Annotated in this window: 15 protein-coding genes and 1 pseudogene; 14 read left to right on the forward strand and 2 right to left on the reverse strand. The window is 71.1% G+C overall.

The annotated features are described in order from the left end of the window. Positions 1-896 precede the first annotated feature (896 nt). Positions 897-2,693, reverse strand: coding sequence for an ABC transporter ATP-binding protein (locus BJ971_RS13480; RefSeq protein ID WP_184993045.1), 1,797 nt, complete (start codon positions 2,691-2,693; stop codon positions 897-899). 84 nt (positions 2,694-2,777) lie between these two features. Here BJ971_RS13480 and BJ971_RS13485 point away from each other — a divergent pair, with 84 nt between their 5' ends. The 14 genes and pseudogenes from BJ971_RS13485 (at position 2,778) to BJ971_RS13540 (ending at position 16,566) form a co-directional block, all read left to right on the forward strand. Further along, complete coding sequence (locus BJ971_RS13485; RefSeq protein ID WP_184993047.1) at positions 2,778-3,197, forward strand: MarR family winged helix-turn-helix transcriptional regulator; 420 nt, start codon at positions 2,778-2,780, stop codon at positions 3,195-3,197. A 51-nt stretch (positions 3,198-3,248) separates the two neighbouring features. Further along, the gene (locus tag BJ971_RS13490) at positions 3,249-3,857 is read left to right on the forward strand and encodes a DUF6923 family protein (RefSeq protein ID WP_184993049.1); all 609 of its coding nucleotides are present in this window, start codon (positions 3,249-3,251) and stop codon (positions 3,855-3,857) included. Then, the gene (locus tag BJ971_RS42640) at positions 3,854-5,209 is read left to right on the forward strand and encodes a CLIPPER-2 domain-containing protein (protein WP_438839537.1); all 1,356 of its coding nucleotides are present in this window, start codon (positions 3,854-3,856) and stop codon (positions 5,207-5,209) included. Before BJ971_RS13490 ends, BJ971_RS42640 begins: the two co-directional genes overlap by 4 nt. After that, a pseudogene (locus BJ971_RS42645) lies at positions 5,194-5,364 on the forward strand (CLIPPER-2 domain-containing protein); the annotation flags it as partial. The gene BJ971_RS42640 and the pseudogene BJ971_RS42645, both read left to right, overlap by 16 nt. Before the next feature lie 12 nt (positions 5,365-5,376). Continuing rightward, positions 5,377-6,384, forward strand: coding sequence for a CLIPPER-2 domain-containing protein (locus tag BJ971_RS13495; protein ID WP_438839538.1), 1,008 nt, complete (start codon positions 5,377-5,379; stop codon positions 6,382-6,384). 14 nt (positions 6,385-6,398) lie between these two features. After that, a complete protein-coding gene (locus tag BJ971_RS13500; RefSeq protein WP_184993053.1) occupies positions 6,399-6,506 on the forward strand; it encodes an LPXTG cell wall anchor domain-containing protein in 108 nt (35 codons plus the stop codon). Positions 6,507-6,625: 119 nt separating this feature from the next. Beyond that, complete coding sequence (locus BJ971_RS13505; protein WP_184993055.1) at positions 6,626-7,795, forward strand: S8 family peptidase; 1,170 nt, start codon at positions 6,626-6,628, stop codon at positions 7,793-7,795. 89 nt (positions 7,796-7,884) lie between these two features. Next, a complete protein-coding gene (locus BJ971_RS13510) occupies positions 7,885-8,424 on the forward strand; it encodes a TetR/AcrR family transcriptional regulator (protein ID WP_239087643.1) in 540 nt (179 codons plus the stop codon). A 1-nt stretch (position 8,425) separates the two neighbouring features. Continuing rightward, a complete protein-coding gene (locus BJ971_RS13515) occupies positions 8,426-10,606 on the forward strand; it encodes an MMPL family transporter (RefSeq protein WP_184993058.1) in 2,181 nt (726 codons plus the stop codon). A 195-nt stretch (positions 10,607-10,801) separates the two neighbouring features. Continuing rightward, entirely contained in the window at positions 10,802-12,349 is a 1,548-nt protein-coding gene (gene mmsA / locus BJ971_RS13520) for a multiple monosaccharide ABC transporter ATP-binding protein (RefSeq protein ID WP_184993060.1), read from the forward strand. Continuing rightward, positions 12,346-13,644 carry a multiple monosaccharide ABC transporter permease gene (gene mmsB, locus BJ971_RS13525; protein WP_184993062.1) on the forward strand — a complete coding sequence of 433 codons (1,299 nt, stop codon included), beginning with the start codon at positions 12,346-12,348 and terminating at the stop codon, positions 13,642-13,644. The genes mmsA and mmsB overlap by 4 nt, the downstream gene beginning before the upstream one ends. A 75-nt stretch (positions 13,645-13,719) precedes the next feature. After that, positions 13,720-14,817 (forward strand): substrate-binding domain-containing protein, encoded by a 1,098-nt coding sequence (locus BJ971_RS13530; protein ID WP_184993064.1) that lies wholly within the window; start codon positions 13,720-13,722, stop codon positions 14,815-14,817. Positions 14,818-14,917: 100 nt separating this feature from the next. Next, positions 14,918-16,165 (forward strand): ROK family protein, encoded by a 1,248-nt coding sequence (locus BJ971_RS13535; RefSeq protein WP_239087644.1) that lies wholly within the window; start codon positions 14,918-14,920, stop codon positions 16,163-16,165. Beyond that, positions 16,162-16,566: a hypothetical protein gene (locus tag BJ971_RS13540; protein ID WP_184993066.1), complete on the forward strand. Its 405-nt coding sequence runs from the start codon at positions 16,162-16,164 to the stop codon at positions 16,564-16,566. Before BJ971_RS13535 ends, BJ971_RS13540 begins: the two co-directional genes overlap by 4 nt. On the opposite strand, the gene BJ971_RS13545 is transcribed toward BJ971_RS13540, so the two are convergent. After that, the gene (locus BJ971_RS13545; protein WP_184993068.1) at positions 16,560-17,183 is read right to left on the reverse strand and encodes an HAAS signaling domain-containing protein; all 624 of its coding nucleotides are present in this window, start codon (positions 17,181-17,183) and stop codon (positions 16,560-16,562) included. The genes BJ971_RS13540 and BJ971_RS13545 overlap by 7 nt on opposite strands. Between the last annotated feature and the right edge of the window lie 5 nt (positions 17,184-17,188).

Genomic DNA, 17,188 nt, shown 5'->3' on the forward strand with positions numbered 1-17,188 from the left:
AAACCTCAGGCCGGGTGGGATCCGCCAAGACCTGCACGCCCGGCGGGACCAGTCGTTGGACTGGTCTCGCCGAGAGACGCCGACTCCGATTCCCCTGCCTGTCGGATCGATCCCGCCGGGTGGGCGGCCACGGCGCGCCCCGCAATCGGCGACCACGCCCGGAGAGGCGCGCCGGCGAACGGCGCCGCGCCACCGCCGTGCCGGCCCGGACCGGACCGGCGAACCGGGGCCGCCCGCGCCGACCTCATCCGCACCAGGAGCATCGCGACCGGGCCGGGATCCACACGCGAACAACAAGCAGTACCCATTGTGAATTCAACCGAGTCGACGACCGGCGGAATGCAAGACCTCCGCCGCCCCCAGCAATTCCGGACTCGGGATTTCGCGACGAATATGATGTCCGCTGCATCAGGCATTTCGACGGCCCAGCGGGCGAGCTCTCATCGGCAGCCCCGTGCATATTTCGCTCTCTTGTGCCGCGGGAGTGACATTCGCGCGGAGTGGCCTGTCGCGTCAGCGTCTGCGGCAGTGGATGCGCGTCGTGATCCGCAAGGGGTGCCGACTCCGGGGTGGAAGCCGGACTCGCCCCCCGCCGGGACAGGGTCAACACCCGTCGCGGCCGTGGATTGCCTCCTGATGGACCGGTGACGTTGCCGCCGCCGACCCGTCTCACCCGCGCAGCCGAAGGTCGAGGTTCGGTTTGTGCAGCGGTGCCACACGGCCCGCCGGCTGCCGCCGGTGATCGCGCCCGCCTGGTGGTGCGTCGGCATGACGTGGATCGCCGTTCAAGCGGTGGCGAACTTGAGCAGGTCGTGGCTGACGACGTCCAGCTCGACGCCGTTAGGCGGCGTGGTGGCCGCTGGTCGCGTGGGCTGGGTGGATGCGGCTGCCGTCGGTCACGCGGCCAGGGTGGCGTAGTGGCCGCCGGCCGAGAGGAGGTCGGCGTGGTCGCCGGATTCGAGGATGTGGCCGTGTGCGACGACCGCGATCTGGTCGGCGTCGCGGATGGTGGAGAGGCGGTGGGCGATGGTCACCGTGGTGCGGCCGCGGGAGAGTTCGTCGAAGGCGTGTTGCACGGCGCGTTCGGTCACGGTGTCGAGGGCGCTTGTCGCCTCGTCCAGGACGAGGATCCGTGGGTCGCGTAGCAGGGTGCGGGCGATCGCGATGCGCTGCTTCTCGCCGCCGGAGAAGCGGTGTCCGCGGGAGCCGACGACCGTGTCGTAGCCGTCGGGCAGGTCGGCGATCAGGTCGTGGATGTGTGCGGCCCGGGCGGCCTGTTCGATCTGCTCGTCGGTCGCGTCCGGGCGGGCGTAGCGCAGGTTCTCCCGTACGGTCGTGTGCAGCAGGTAGGTCTCCTGGCTGACCACGCCGACGATGCCGGCGAGGTCGGCCAGCCGCAGGTCGCGGATGTCGATGCCGTCGACGGTGATCCGGCCGGCGGACGGGTCGTAGAGGCGGGCGATCAGGGCGGCGATGGTGCTCTTGCCGGAGCCGGTGGCGCCGACCAGGGCGAGCGACGTGCCGGCCGGGACGTCCAGGGTGACGCCGGCGACCGCGGGGGTCGTGCTGCCGGGGTACGCGAACGTGACGTCCTCGAAGCGCAGGTGGCCGCGGACCGGCCGGTCCAGGCGCACGGGCTCGGCGGGATCGTCCACCTCGACCGGCAGGTCGAGGTATTCGAAGATGCGCGCGAACAGGGCGAGCGAGCTGGTCAGCGAGACGCCGACGCCCAGCAGGCCCATCAGCGGCCGGAACAGGCCGGCCTGGAGGCCGGTGAACGCGACGAGGGTGCCGATGCTCAGCGTGCCGGCGGTCGCCGGCAGGCCGGCGCTGAGGTAGATGAGGGCGGGGATGGCGGCGAAGATGATGCTCATCGCGGCCATCCGCCAGCGGCCGGCCAGCTCGGAGCGCAGCTCCAGGTCGATGAGCCGGGTGGACGAGGCGGTGAAGCGCTCGACGAGCGCGGGGCCGGTGCCCATGGTCTTGCTCAGCTGCACGCCGCTTATCGACAGTCCCTCCTCGACGATCACGTTGAGGTCGGCGAGCTCGCGCTGGCGCCGCGCGGTGATCTCCCGGCGCATCCGGGCGACGCGGCGGGTCAGGTGGATCGCCGGGGGGAGCACGACCAGCGAGACGAGGGAGAGCTGCCAGGACAGGGCGGCCATGGCGACGGCGGTGGCTACGGCGGTGGTGAGGTTGGCGGCGATCGAGGTCGCGGTCGAGGTGACCACCGACTGCATGCCGCCGATGTCGTTGGTGATCCGGGACTGCACCTCGCCGGTCCGGGTCCGGGTGAAGAACGCCACGGACTGGCGGTGCAGGTGTGCGAAGACCTCGGTGCGCAGCCGGTGCATGACCCGCTGGCCGACGGTGGTGGAGATCCAGGTCTGCGCGACGCCGAGCGCGGAGGTCACGGCGGCGACGGCGACCATGCCGGCGACCAGCCAGGCCAGCAGCGTCAGGTCCTGCCGGGGGAGTGCGCGGTCGATGACCTCGCGGAGCAGGAACGGCGCTGCCATGGCGATCACGGAGGAGGCGACGATGATCGCGGTGACGACCGCGAGCTGGAGGCGGTGTGCGGCGAAGAGCCGGCCGATGCGGCGCAGCGAGACCTCGGCGGCCTGCTTCTTCTCGGCGGCGGTGACGGTGTGCGCGCGGCCCTTGCGGCCGCCTTCGGTGGGTGTTGATGCCAAGAGCGACTACCTTCTTCCGGTACGTGATTAGCTGAGGTTACCTCAACATGAGGTTACAACCGCAATCGCTGGTACGGTATTCCGGTGGACCGCGGCGCCGACGACGACAGCCTGTCCGAGCTGTTCTGGTCCGTCGCCCGCAACCTGCGCCACCTCAACCGCGAGACCCTCGGGCCGCTGAACATCTCGCCGTCGCACGGCCGGGCGCTCAGCGTCCTGTGGCGCCACGGCCCGATGCGCCCGGGCGCGCTCGCCGAGCACCTGCGGATCGCGGCCCGCTCGGCCACCGAGGTCGTCGACGACCTCCAGGAGCGCGGCCTGGTCGCCCGCGCGCCGGACCCGGCCGACCGGCGCGCCACCCTGCTGACCCTCACCGAGGCGGGCACCGCGACCGGCGTGGCGATCAAGTCGGCCCGGCAGGCCGCGGCGGAGCGGTTCTTCGCCGGGCTCAGCGGCGAAGACCGCGCGGAGCTGGCCCGCATCCTGCGCGAGCTGCGCGACTAGACGCCGCCGGCGATCACGGAACGTAGCCGCCACCCGGCCCCTCGGGGCAGTTTGGCCATTTATAGCCATGAGATACCCGCCGCCGCACTGGCCGAGACCAACCCGTGGACCTGTGACCAGTCCGGTTACCTGTTCCAGAGCCCGAACGGGACGAACAGCACCCCGCACCACGTCCAGCAGGTCAACCTTGCCGCCGGCGCCGGCGCCACCGGCTCGGGCAAGACGACGCGCGCCGTGAACGGTGTCGGCTACAACACCCTCGACAACTACTTCTACGGCTGGGACCAGCAGACCAACCAGCTGACGCGGATCCACAAAGACGGCACCATGTTCGGGCTGGGCCTGCCCACCGGCTTCCCGGTCACCGCCATCAACGTCGGCGACTTCGACCCGGCCGGGCACCTGTGGCAGATGAACTCCAACGCCACCCTGGCGCTGTGGTACGAGGTCGACCTGGCACCCGGGGCGTCCACCCCTCCCGCGCTGGTCGCGAAGGGCACGATCGCCCGCCTGCCCGGGCTGTACCTGCCCTCGGACTGGTCCTACGTCGCCGGCGCGCTGTTCGGCGTCGCCGAGACCACCTCGGGCAACGGCAACGTCCACCTGCTCCGTTCGACCGGACCGACCAGGGTGCGATCGCCGGCGTGCCGTCGGAGGTGAGGAACCAGCGGTCCGCGTACGGCGTCACCTATGCCGACGCCAGCGGCTTCCTGTACGCCTCGAACAACGAGAGCGGCTTCATCTACCGCATCGACCCGGGCACCCGCGCCGCGATCCTGGTCTCCAGGGGACCCACCTCGTCCGGCAACGACGGCGCGCGGTGCTTCCTGGACAGGATTCCCACGGTCACGCTCACCAAGTCGGTGCCCGCGCGGCTGCGGGCGAGTGACCAGTTCACCGTGAGCCTGCTCGACAGCGGCGACGCCCCCGTCACCTCGGCCACCACCGCGGGCGGCGCCACCACGGTGAGCACCACCAACTGGCCGGTCGACGACAACAGCACCTACACCATCACCGACGCGATGGCCGCCGGTTCGGCGTCGGACCTGGACGACTACGACACCACGATCGCGTGCACCGACACCACCACCGGCGCCCCGGTCACACCCGGTGGCGTCGCGGGGGCCTGGACGCTGCCGATCACCACCACCGACGACTACGCCTGCACGGTGACCAACACCGCGGTGGCGCAGCCCGGGATCACGATCAAGAAGTCCGCCGCACCGTTGGCTCAGACGGCCTTCGTCGCCGGCGCGTCCGTCACGTACACCTTCGTGGCGACCAACTCCGGAAACGTCCCGCTGACCAACGTCAGCATCCGCGAAACGGACTTCACCGGTTCGGGCGCCGTCTCCGCCATCGCCTGCGACGCGAAGGCCACCCTGCTCGCACCCACAGAGCAGACCGTGTGCACCGCCACGTACACCCTCACGGACGCCGACGTGGCCCAGCGCTCCGTCGAGAACACGGCCGTCGCGACCGGCACCCCGCCGGGGACGCAGGTCCCGGTGGAGTCGCCGCCCTCCACCGCGATCGTTCCGGGCACGAACGTAGCCGGTCTTTCGCTGGAGAAGAGCGCGGATCCGGTCCTGATCACCGCCGCCGGGCAGGAGATCGCCTACTCCTACGCGGTCACCAACACCGGCAACGTCATCGTCAGCGGGGTGGGCATCTCCGAGACCGGCTTCGACGGCGCCGGAGACCTGTCGTCGATCAGCTGCCCGCCGGAGGCCGCCTCGCTGGCGCCCGGCATCACCGTGACCTGTACCGCGACGTACACGGTGACCCAGGCCGACTTGGACGACGAGACGCGACAGGTCATCACCAACGCGGCCCGGGCCGCCGGCGCCGATCCCGACGGTGCGCCCGTGAGCTCCAACGAGGACTCCGCCCCGGTCGATCTCAGCCGGCAGCCGGCGCTGGAGCTGACCAAGTCGGCCGCGCCGCCACGGTCGACGCGGCCGGGCAGACCGTCACCTACACTTTCACGGCCGTCAACAGCGGCAACGTGACCCTGACCGGCGCGGTCGTGCGGGACGACTCGTTCAGCGGCACCGGCACCATGGCGAACCCGCCCTGCACCCTGAGCCCGACGACACTCGCGCCGGGTGCCAGGGCCACGTGCACCGCCGGGTACACGGTCACCCAGGCCGACATCAGAGCCGGTCAGGTGTCCAACGTGGCCATCGCCACCGGCATTGCGCCGGACGGGTCGACGACCACCTCTCCCGAGGCCCCGGCGACCGTCGGCGTCACCACCCGCCTGGCCCTCGCCCTGGTCAAGGACGCCGACCCGGATGTCTACGACACCGCCGGCGACCGGATCGCCTACACCTTCCAGATCACCAACAACAGCAGCGTGGCGGTGACCCTCTCCTCGATCGACGAGACCACGTTCACCGGCACCGGCACGCTCTCCGCACCGATCTGCCGGCCCACCGCGCTCACCGCGCCGCTGGCACCGTCCGACTCCATCACCTGCACCGCGACGTACACGGTGACCCAGGCCGACGTGGACCGCAAAACCATCTGGAACACCGCGGTCGCGGTCGGCACGGCGGCCGACGGTGGCGGCAGCGTCGTCTCCAACCCGGCGTCCGCCGTCGTGACGGTCCCGGGCGTGACACCCACCGGGCTGCCCCACCTGGACCTGACCAAGACCGTGTCCCCCGACTCTGTGGACACGGTCGGCCAGCGGGTCACCTACACGTTCCTCATCACCAACACGGGCGGCATCGCGCTGTCCGGCCTGACCCTGGACGAGACGTCCTTCACGGGCACCGGCACGCTCAGCGCACCGACCTGCGCACCCGTCGCGCCGGCCGGACCGCTGGCTCCCGGCACCGCGACGACCTGCACCGTCACCTACGACGTCACGCAGGAGGACCTCGACCAGGGCGTGATCAGCAACGTCGCGACGGTGAGCGGAACGACCCCCGGCGGCGGCACGGTCACGTCGCCACCCAGCGGCACCGAGGTGCTCACCAACAGCGGTGGCGCCGCGGGCACGCCCGCCATCGAGGTGGTCAAGAGCGGCTCACCGACCTCTCCCGCACGGTTCGTCGAGGGCCAGAGGGTGACCTTCACCTACCTGGTGACGAACGTCGGTGATGTCGCACTTACCGACGTCGCCGTCCGCGAGACCGTGTTCACCGGACCATCCCGGGTGGCCCCGACGGCCCGGTGAGCCAGGGCCTGCCGGTGACCGGAGACGACCTGTCGACCAGCCTGCTCGCCGGCCAGGCCCTGATCCTCGGCGGTCTCGGCCTGATCGTCGCGACCCGCCGGCGACGACCCCGCAGGGCGTGATGCCGGTAACGACATGACGTCATGCGGCCGTCTCGCTGGTCGGTCGTCACTCTCGAACCGCTCAGGCCTCGCCGCGGTGCGCCGATGTCTTCCTCGTATCTTCACGAGGGGGTCCGTATATGCGGCAGGCACGTCGGGTCGCCCGTGGCGCCCTGTGGGTTGCCGCGGTCGTCGGTGTGCTGTCGTCGGTGGCCCGCCCGCACGGCGTCCGGAATCCGCAGGAGGCGCTGTCGGACTACCTGGTCGTGCTGGCGCCCGGCACGGACCCGGCCGAGGTGCCCACCAAGGCTGACGCGCTGGCCCGGCGGTTCGGCGGGGTCGTGCACGAGAGGTACACCAGCGGCCTGCTCGGTTTCGCCACCCGGATGTCGCCGTCCGCGGCCGCCCGGCTCGGCGCCGACCCGGCCGTGGCGTATGTCACCGACGACGGGGAGGTGTCCGCGTCGGCCACCGTCAGGACGCCGCCGTCGTGGGGGCTGGACCGCGTCGACCAGCGCGGAAAGCGCCTGACCGGCGCGTACACCTATCCCTCCGCCGGCGGCGCCGGGGTGAGCGTCTACGTGCTGGACAGCGGCATCCGCATCGGCCACCGCGACTTCGGCGGACGGGCAAGGTACGGCTGGGACTTCATCGGCGGCGACGCGAAGGCCGACGACTGCAACGGGCACGGCACCCACGTCGCCGGCACGGTCGGCGGCGCCCAGTACGGCGTGGCCAAGCGGGTCCGGCTCGTCGCCGTGCGGGTCCTGGACTGCAAGGGCAAGGGCAGCTACGCCAAGATGGTCGCCGGGATCGACTGGATCATCGCGCACGCGGCCGGCCCGGCCGTGGTGAACATGAGCATCGACGGCCCGCCGTCCCGGGCGCTCGACGACGCGGTGAAGCGGGCGGTCGCCGCCGGCATCACCTTCGTGGTCGCCGCCGGGAACGAGTCCCGCGACGCCTGCGACTTCTCGCCGGCCCGCGAGCCGTCCGCGCTGACCGTCGCCGCCACCGACCGTGGCGACCGGCGCGCCGGGTTCTCCAACTACGGCCGGTGTGTGGACCTGTTCGCGCCGGGCCTCGCGATCACCTCGGACTGGAAGTCGAGCGACAAGGCACACCAGGTGATGTCCGGTACCTCGATGGCGGCCCCGCACGTGGCCGGCGCGGCCGCGCTGCTGCTTGCGGCACACCGCACCTGGAAGCCGAGTTCGGTGCGGGTGGCGCTGCTGCGCGCCGCCTCCCAGGGCAAGGTCACCTCGGCCGGCCGAGGGTCGCCGAACCTGATGGTGTGCACCTGCCGCTGACGCCCGGCGGCCCGCCGCGGGAGTTGGCTCCGTCACTTTCCTGACCGATCGGACAGGATCTGACCGATCGGTCAGGCATGCTGAAGCGCATGCCCCGCAGGAGTACCCGTGACGAGATCCTCGTCGTCGCCGCCGCGCAGTTCGCCCACGTCGGGTTCAAAGGCGCCTCGTTGCAGGAGATCGCCGCCGAGGTCGGCTGCTCCAAGGCCACGCTGCTCTACCACTTCGCCGGCAAGGACGCGATCCTCGCCGCCCTGATCGCCCCGGCCGCGGAGGAACTCGCCGCCCTCGACGCGCGGCTCGCCGCCCTCGACGGGCCCGAGCTCCAGTCGGCGGCCATCGAGGGCTTCGTGGACCTGGTGCTGCGGCACCGCCAGGAGGCGGCCCTCATCTACGGCGACGCGGCGCGGTTCCTGCGGGAGCCCGCGTTCGCGTTCCTGCGCCCGCACATCGACAACCTGTGCGCCGCGCTCGCCGGCCGGTCACCGGACCCGGCGGACTGCCTCGCCGCGGAGGTGCTGCTCGGCGGCATCGCCGGCGTCGTCATCGACAAGGCCGGGGAGGACCTGCGCGAGGCGCTGGTCGCCGTGGCCAAGCGTGCCCTGATCACCCCTCACGACAAGGACTGAGATGGCTACCCTCTTGTACCGACTCGGCCGGGCCTCGTTCCGGCGACGCAAGCTCGTGGTCGTCCTGTGGCTCGTGCTGCTTGCCGCGCTCGGCGGCGCGGCGCTGGCCTTCAAGGGCCCGACGGCGAGCAACTTCACGATGCCCGGCACCGAGTCGCAGCGCGCGATCGACGCCCTGCAACGGGAGTTCCCGGAGGCCAGCGGCGCGACCGGCACCATCGTCGTCGCCGCGCCGCAGGGCGCGACGCTCGCCGACCCGCGGCTCACCGCGGCGGTGCAGGGCCTGGTCAAGGAGGCCTCGCAGCTGCCCGGCGCGCTCGGCGCCGTCGACCCGTACGCGGTGAAGGCCCTCTCCCAGGACGGCCGTCACGCGCTGATCCAGGTGCAGTTCGCCGAGCGCGCGGACGCCGTCACCAAGGAGCAGCGCGCCGCGTACGAGGCGAGCGGCGCCACGGCCGAGGCGGCCGGCCTGCGGGTGGAGCACGGCGGCGAGGTGATGAACTCCGAGCCCGAGGTCGGCGGCACCGAGGGCATCGGCGTCCTCATCGCCCTGGTCGTCCTGGTCGTCACGTTCGGCTCGCTGGTGGCCGCAGGGATGACCATGCTCAACGCGCTGATCGGTGTCGGCGCCGGCATGGCCGGCCTCTTCGCGCTCAGCGGCGTCGTCGACCTCACCAGCACCGCACCGGTGCTGGCGCTGATGCTCGGCCTCGCGGTCGGCATCGACTACTCGCTGTTCATCACGTCGCGGCACCGGCAGAACCTGCTCGACGGCCTGGCGCCGGAGGAGGCGGCCGCCCGCGCGGTCGGTACGGCCGGCTCCGCTGTCGTCTTCGCGGGCGTCACCGTCGTCATCGCCCTCGCCGGGCTCGCCGTGGTCGGCATCCCGTTCCTCACCGTCATGGGCCTGGCCGCGGCCGGAACCGTCGCGGTCGCGGTGCTGGTGGCGATCACTCTGCTGCCCGCGTTCCTCGGCTTCGCCGGCGCGCTGGTGCTGCCGCGCCGGCTGCGCGCGAGCGAGAACCGGCCGGCGCCGGACGCCGCGGTGGAGACCTTCGGCTTCCGCTGGGCGCGGATCGTGACCCGGCTGCGGGTACCGGTGATCCTGGTCGGCGTCCTGAGCCTCGGCGCCCTGGCGCTGCCGGCCACCGACATGCGGGTGGCGCTGCCGGACGCGACCGCCGCGCCCGACGGCACGGCGGCCCGCGACGCTGCCGACCTGATCACCGCGGGCTTCGGTCCGGGCTTCAACGGCCGCCTCGCGCTCGTCGTCTCGAGCGACTCACCGGAGCGGACCGGCGCCGCCGTCCAGCAGGTCACCCAGGTCCTCCAGGGCACGCCGAACCTGCTCGCGGTCACCCCGCCGAACCTGAGCCGGGACAAGCTCACGGCCCTGCTGGCGGTCATCCCGACGACCGGACCGCTCGACGCGGCCACCGAGGACCTGGTGCACGAGGTGCGCCACCGGGTGGCCGGGGTGAGCGGCGCGGACGTGGCCCTGACCGGGCAGACCGCCGTCGGCATCGACGTGTCGGAGAAGCTGTCCGACGCGATGCCGGTCTACCTGCTGCTGGTGGTCGGGCTCTCGGTGCTGCTGCTGATGCTGGTGTTCCGCTCGGTGCTGGTGCCGCTCAAGGCCGCGCTCGGCTTCCTGCTGACCGTCGGCGCCACCTTCGGGATCACGGTGCTGGTGTTCCAGCAGGGCCACCTGAGCGACCTGGTCGGCCTGGACACCCCTGGCCCGCTGATCAGCTTCCTGCCGATCCTGCTGATCGGCATCCTGTTCGGCCTCGCGATGGACTACGAGGTCTTCCTGGTCTCGCGGATGCGCGAGGACTTCGTGCACGGCGCGGACGCGCAGGCGGCCACGATCAGCGGCATGGGGCACGGCGCCCGGGTGGTCACCGCGGCCGCCCTGATCATGACGTCGGTCTTCGCCGGCTTCATCCTGCTCGACGACCCGGTGATCAAGTCGATGGGCTTCGCGCTCGCGGTCGGCGTCGCGATCGACGCGTTTGTTGTCCGCATGACAATAGTCCCGGCGGTGATCTCACTGCTCGGGACGTCTGCCTGGTGGCTGCCGCGCTGGCTGAACCGGGCGCTGCCGAACGTCGACATCGAGGGCGAGCGGCTCCGCGATCAGCTCGATGAGCAGCGGGAACGCGAACCCGCAGCGGTCTGATCCCATCGAAGAACCACCCGAGCCGGGGCGTGCGATGCACGCCCCGGCTCTTCATTGCCGGATTGTTACCCGAACGGTGATCAAGAAAACTTGCGAATCATCTTCCGCTCTGAATAGGTTGCCTTCGGCAACAAAACCATGTGAAGGCGAGACCATCCCGGAGGCATCCATGACGTTGGCGAGGTGGTGCGACCGATGAGCAACGCGCCCATCCTCCTGGAGATGCGCTCCATCACCAAGGAGTTTCCCGGGGTCAAGGCCCTCTCCGACGTCAATCTCGTGGTGCGGGCCGGCGAGATCCACGCCATCTGCGGCGAGAACGGTGCCGGCAAGTCCACGCTGATGAAGGTACTCAGCGGCGTCTATCCCTACGGGTCATACGACGGTGACATCGTTTACCAGGGGGCAGAGACCCGCTTTCACGACATTCGGGCCAGTGAGCACGCGGGCATCGTGATCATCCACCAGGAGCTCGCCCTCATCCCGGACATGTCGATCACCGAGAACATCTTCCTCGGCAACGAGCCCCGCAAGCGCGGCGCGATCGACTGGAAGTCCGCCAACCGGATGGCGCTGGACCTGATGGCGCGGGTCGGCCTCCAGGAGGACCCCGACACCCTGATCAAGGACATCGGCGTCGGCAAGCAGCAGCTCGTGGAGATCGCCAAGGCGTTCGCCAAGGACGTCCGGCTGCTCATCCTGGACGAGCCGACCGCCGCGCTGAACGAGGCCGACTCCCGGCACCTGCTCGACCTGCTGCGCGGCTTCCGCGAGCGCGGCATCACCTCGATCATGATCTCGCACAAGCTGAACGAGATCGAGGCGATCGCCGACGAGATCACCATCCTGCGCGACGGCAAGACGGTCGAGACGCTGAACATCAAGGCGGACGGCGTCGACGAGGACCGCATCGTGCGCGGCATGGTCGGCCGCGAGCTGAGCAGCCGGTTCCCGGACCACACGCCGACGATCGGCGAGGTCTTCTTCGAGGTCCGCGACTGGAACGTGCGGCACCCGATCTCCGCCGACCGCCAGGTCTGCAAGAACGAGAACTTCGTGGTGCGCCGCGGCGAGATCGTCGGCTTCGCCGGCCTGATGGGCGCCGGCCGCACCGAGCTCGCGATGAGCGTCTTCGGCCGGTCCTACGGTGTCTGGGAGTCGGGCACGATCATCAAGGACGGCAAGGAGATCGTGCTCAAGTCGGTGGCCGACGCCATCGCGCACGGACTCGCGTACGTCAGCGAGGACCGCAAGGCGATCGGCCTCAACCTGCTCGACGACATCAAGACGTCGACGGTGGCCGCCAAGCTTTCCAAGATCACCCGCCACGGCATCATCGACGAGGTGGCGGAGTACAAGGCGGCCGAGGGCTACCGCAGGGAGCTGCGCACCAAGGCGCCCACCGTCGACGAGGGTGTCTCCAAGCTCTCCGGCGGCAACCAGCAGAAGGTCGTCCTGGCGAAGTGGATGTTCACCGACCCGGACCTGCTGATCCTCGACGAGCCGACCCGCGGCATCGACGTCGGCGCGAAGTACGAGATTTACGGCATCATCCAGCGGCTCGCCACCCAGGGCAAGGGCGTCATCGTCATCTCCTCGGAGCTGCCTGAGCTGATCGGGCTCTGCGACCGCATCTACACCGTGTTCGAAGGCACCATCACCGGCGACATCGCCCGGCAGGACGCGGACCCGGAGACCCTCATGAAGCAGATGACCTCGACGAAGAAGATGCAGACCCGATGAGCCGATTCAAGGACCTTCAGAAGAACCTGTTCGGAGGCACCACCTCCAACGCCCGTCAGTTCGGGATGATTTTCACCCTGGTGGCGATTGTTGTCCTGTTCCAAATCTGGACCGACGGCCTGACCCTGCGCTCGGACAACCTGATCGCGTTGTTCCAGCAGAACTCGTACATCCTGATCCTGGCCGTCGGCATGCTGATGGTGATCGTGGCCGGGCACATCGACCTGTCGGTCGGCTCGATCGCCGCCTTCACCGGCATCATCGTCGCCAAGTCCATGGCGGACTGGGACCTGCCCTGGCCGCTGGCCATCCTCCTCGGCCTCGTGATCGGTGCCATCATCGGCGCCTGGCAGGGCTTCTGGGTCGCCTACATCGGGGTTCCGGCGTTCATCGTCACCCTGGCGGGCATGCTCATCTTCCGCGGCGGCAACCAGTACATCGGCAACGCGAACACCATCCCGGTGCCGGAGCCCTTCCGGGTGATCGGTTCGGGCTTCCTGCCCGAGGTCGGCCCCAGCACGGGCTACAACAACCTGACGCTGCTGCTCGGCTTCCTGGCCTGCCTGGCCGTCATCTGGCGCGAGGTGCAGTCCCGCCGGACGCGCCACGCGATGGACGCCGACACCGCTCCGCTGTGGATCTCGGTCGTGCGGATCGGCGTGATGGTCGGCGTGATCCTCTTCGCCACCCTGCGCTTCGCCAGCGGCCGCGTCGGCACCAGCTTCCCGGTCTCCGGCATCATCCTGGTGGCCCTGGTGATCGCGTACTCGTTCTACACCCGGAACACGGCCGGCGGCCGGCACATCTACGCGGTCGGCGGCAACTCGCGCGCCGCGGAGCTGTCCGGCGTCAAGCTCAAGCGGGTCAACTTCTACGTCATGATGAACATGTCCGTCCTGGCCTCCCTGGCCGGCATGATCTTCGTGGCGCGTTCGGCGGCCTCCGGCCCCCAGGACGGCAACGGCTGGGAACTGGACGCCATCGCCGCGGTCTTCATCGGCGGCGCGGCCGTCTCGGGCGGCATCGGCACCATCAGCGGCTCGATCGTCGGTGGCCTGGTCATGGCCGTGCTCAACAACGGCCTCCAGCTCAAGGGCGTCGGCACCGACCTCGTCCAGATCATCAAGGGCCTGGTCCTGCTGCTGGCCGTCGCGCTCGATGTCTACAACAAGAGCCAGGGGCGCTTCTCCATCATCGGAAGCATCATGCGCCCGTTCCGCCGGGAGGCACCCGCCAAACCGGCAACCTCGTCGGACGCGGACACCCAGCCCGCCAAGACAACGGTGTCCGGCTGACGGCCACCGACCCCTCTCACCACCCGCAACACCCATCACCCGTATCACCTCTCTGAAGAAGGGCAACACCCCCTCATGCGTACTTTCTTTGCCAAGACGGTGGCCATCGGTGCCATCTCGATGCTGGCCCTGACGGCCTGCAGCGGCGGCCGTGACGACGAGGCCGGCACGGACGCCCCGGCCAAGGGCTTCGCGGCGAACTCCCTCATCGGTGTGGCCCTGCCGGCCAAGACGTCGGAGAACTGGGTTCTCGCCGGTGACCTGTTCACCAACGGCCTGAAGGAGGCCGGCTTCCAGAGCGACGTGCAGTACGCCGGCGCGTCGACCACGGTCGCCGACCAGCAGAACCAGATCACCGCCATGGTCACCAAGGGCGCGAAGGTCATCGTCATCGGCGCGACCGACGCCGCGCAGCTGTCGACCCAGGTCGCCGCGGCGCACCAGGCCGGCGCGAAGGTCATCGCGTACGACCGCCTGATCACCAACACGCCGGACCTCGACTACTACGTCGCGTTCGACAACTTCAAGGTCGGCCAGCTCCAGGGCCAGGCCCTGCTGGACGGCCTCAAGGCCAAGAAGGCGACCGGCCCGTACAACATCGAGCTGTTCTCGGGCTCGCCGGACGACAACAACGCCGGTGTCTTCTTCAACGGTGCGATGGACGTCCTCAAGCCGGAGATCGAGAAGGGCAACCTGGTCGTCGCGTCGAAGCAGACCGACGTCAAGCAGACCGCCATCCAGGGCTGGAAGGCCGAGGGTGCGCAGGCCCGCATGGACCAGCTGCTGACCTCGACCTACGGTGACAAGGCCCTCGACGGCGTCCTGTCCCCGAACGACACGCTGGGCCGCGCGATCATCACCTCGATCAAGGGTGCCGGCAAGCCCGTCCCGGTCGTCACCGGCCAGGACTCCGAGGTCGAGTCGGTCAAGTCGATCATGGCTGGCGAGCAGTACATGACCATCAACAAGGACACCCGGACCCTGGTCAAGGAGACCATCAACATGGTCAAGGCGCTCCAGACCGGTGGCACCCCGCAGGTGAACGACCAGAAGTCCTACAACAACGGCAGCAAGGTCGTCGACACGTACCTGCTCCCCCCGGTCGCCGTCACCAAGGCGAACGCGGCCGAGGCGTACGCGAACGACCCGAAGCTCGCGCCGCTCACCAAGTAATCAACGCAGGGTAGTCATCGACGACCCTTGGGCCCCCGGAGCTCGTCTCCGGGGGCCCTTCGCCGTCGAGGGCACCGATATCAGGAAGGCGGGAACCGACGTGCCGGCACCAGCGCGGTCCGCGCCGTACCTGCCCGGCCAGGAGGAGATCCGCCGGCAGAACCTCGGCGCCGTGCTGCGCCACGTCCACCTGCACGGCCCGACCTCCCGCGCCGAGCTGACCGGCCGGCTCGGGCTCAACCGCAGCACCATCGGGGCGCTCGCCGCCGACCTGGCGGCCGGTGGGCTGGTCACCGAGGAGCCGCCGACCGTCGCGCTCCGGGCCGGCCGGCCCTCGCTGGTGGTCAGCCCCCGCTCCGGCGGCGTCTACGCGCGGGCGCTGAGCATCGAGTCCGACCGGCTCCGCGCCGCCTGCGTCGGCCTCGGCGGCCGCGTCCTGGACCTGCGCGAGGTCGCCCGTCCGCCGGGCATGCCGGCCGCCGACGCGGCCGGGCCGCTGGCCTGCCTCGTCCGTGACATGGAGCGCGGCCTCGCCGAGGGCGCCCGGTGCGCGGGCGGCGCCGTCGCCGTGGCGGACACGACCCGCGACGCCGACGGAAGGATCCGGATCGGCCGCGCCGACGCGGAGCTGGGCGCCGCCCTGTACGCCGAGTTCCCGGCCGACCCGGGCTTCGTCGCCGGGGACCTGGCCGACATCGCCGCGCTGGCCGAGCACGCCCGCGGGGTCGCGGCGGGCACCGACGACGTCGTCTACCTGCACGGCGACCTCGGCGTCAGCGCCGGCATCATCACCGGCGGCCGGCTCGTCTCCGGCCATCGCGGGCACGGCGGCAAGGTCGGCCACATGGTCGTCAACCCGGGCGGCGTGCGGTGCGGCTGCGGCTCGCGCGGCTGCTGGGAGACCGAGATCGGTGTGGCCGCCCTGCTGCGGCACGCCGGCCGGGAGCCCGGGACCGCGGGCCTCGCGGCGGCGGCGGCGGAGGTGCTGCGCGCCGCCGAGCACGGCGAGCGCACGGCCTGCGCGGCGGTGCACCGGGTCGCCGACTGGCTGGGGCTCGGCGTGGCCAGCCTGCTCAACGTGATCAACCCCGGCCTGGTGGTCTTCGGTGGCTCGCTGCGGCAGGTCTACGCCGCGGGCGCCGACGTGGTGCACCGCCGCCTCGACGTCAGCGCGCTGCCCGCCTCCCGCGAGCGGGTGCTGCTGCGGGCCGCCGCGCTCGGCCGCGACGCCGCCCTGATCGGCGCCGCCGAGCTGGCCTTCGGCCGGCTGCTCGCCGATCCGCTGAACGCCGGGGTTGCGGCGCGGGAGGAGACTGGACTCCGAGCTACCGACGGAGGCGTCCCATGACCGGATCGACGGCGAGCGCGACGACCGGGCGCTGGTCGGCCCAGCTGATGTGGCTGCTGCCGCCGCTGTTCGAGCTTCCGTTCGCGGCCGCGCTCTGCTCCGGCATCCCCGAGGTGGCACACCAGGCGGCCTTCGGCTCGCCCGCCACCGAGGCGGTGCTGCTGCTGGCCCTGGTCGCCGCGGTGTGCGGCTTCGCGGCCGTCGCCCGCGGCACCGCCGGCGTCGCGCAGGCGGCCGTCGGCGGGCTGCTCTCGGTGGCCGCCGGGGCGGTTGCCGCGATCGGCGCGGGATTCCTGTCCGGCGGCGTGTTCCGGATGCTGGGCCTGCTGCTGGCGCACTCCGCGTTCTCGATCGCGATGCTGGCCCGCGCCACGCTGCGCCGCCCCGCCGAGGCTCAGTAGCGCCGCCGGGCCGTCAGGCCGGGCAGCAGGGACAGGCCCGCGATGACGGCGCCCGCGACCATCGCCAGGTAGCCGAGGACCAGGATCTCGGCGCCGCCGCCGAATGCCAGCGCGCCGAGCACCATCACGAAGGTGAGCAGCGCGGGCAGCGCGGTGAGCACCCAGGCCGCCGTCTTCTGCGCCGGGCTCCACCGCGGCGATCCGGAGACCAGCAGCAGCCCGGCGAGCGGGCAGACCACCGGCAGCACCACGGAACCCGCGGTGAGCAGCGCTATCCCCGCGTACTCGAGATGGCCGGAGGGCGCCGGTGCGGCCGGCGGCACCGGCAGGGGCGGGGCGGGCCGCCGCAGGTGGGCCGGGACCCGCCCGCGGCGGGCCGCGGCCGCGAGCGACTCGGGAGGGCCCAGCCGGGCCAGGATCTGCTGCGGGTCATCGATCGGATCGGCGGCCGAGGTCCGGCGCATCGCGATGTAGTCGGCGACGGTGGCCATCAGCTCGTCGCGCAGCCCCGGTTCGAGCTCCTCACTGGCGGCCCAGAGCGCGGCCAGGTAGTCCAGCACGAGGACGTCGGTGTGCACGAGCGGCGCCGTGTCGTAGTGGTGCGGTACGGACGTCATCGGAG

It is taken from the genome of Amorphoplanes digitatis, from assembly GCF_014205335.1.
Taxonomy (GTDB): domain Bacteria; phylum Actinomycetota; class Actinomycetes; order Mycobacteriales; family Micromonosporaceae; genus Actinoplanes; species Actinoplanes digitatus.

Coding starts and splice junctions, on each gene's coding strand:
- BJ971_RS13515 (WP_184993058.1), top strand. CDS start 8,426: ATGGCTACCCTCTTGTACCGACTCGGCCGGGCCTCGTTCCGGCGACGC.
- mmsA (WP_184993060.1), top strand. CDS start 10,802: ATGAGCAACGCGCCCATCCTCCTGGAGATGCGCTCCATCACCAAGGAG.
- BJ971_RS13530 (WP_184993064.1), top strand. CDS start 13,720: ATGCGTACTTTCTTTGCCAAGACGGTGGCCATCGGTGCCATCTCGATG.
- mmsB (WP_184993062.1), top strand. CDS start 12,346: ATGAGCCGATTCAAGGACCTTCAGAAGAACCTGTTCGGAGGCACCACC.
- BJ971_RS13505 (WP_184993055.1), top strand. CDS start 6,626: ATGCGGCAGGCACGTCGGGTCGCCCGTGGCGCCCTGTGGGTTGCCGCG.
- BJ971_RS13545 (WP_184993068.1), bottom strand. CDS start 17,183: ATGACGTCCGTACCGCACCACTACGACACGGCGCCGCTCGTGCACACC.
- BJ971_RS13510 (WP_239087643.1), top strand. CDS start 7,885: ATGCCCCGCAGGAGTACCCGTGACGAGATCCTCGTCGTCGCCGCCGCG.
- BJ971_RS13540 (WP_184993066.1), top strand. CDS start 16,162: ATGACCGGATCGACGGCGAGCGCGACGACCGGGCGCTGGTCGGCCCAG.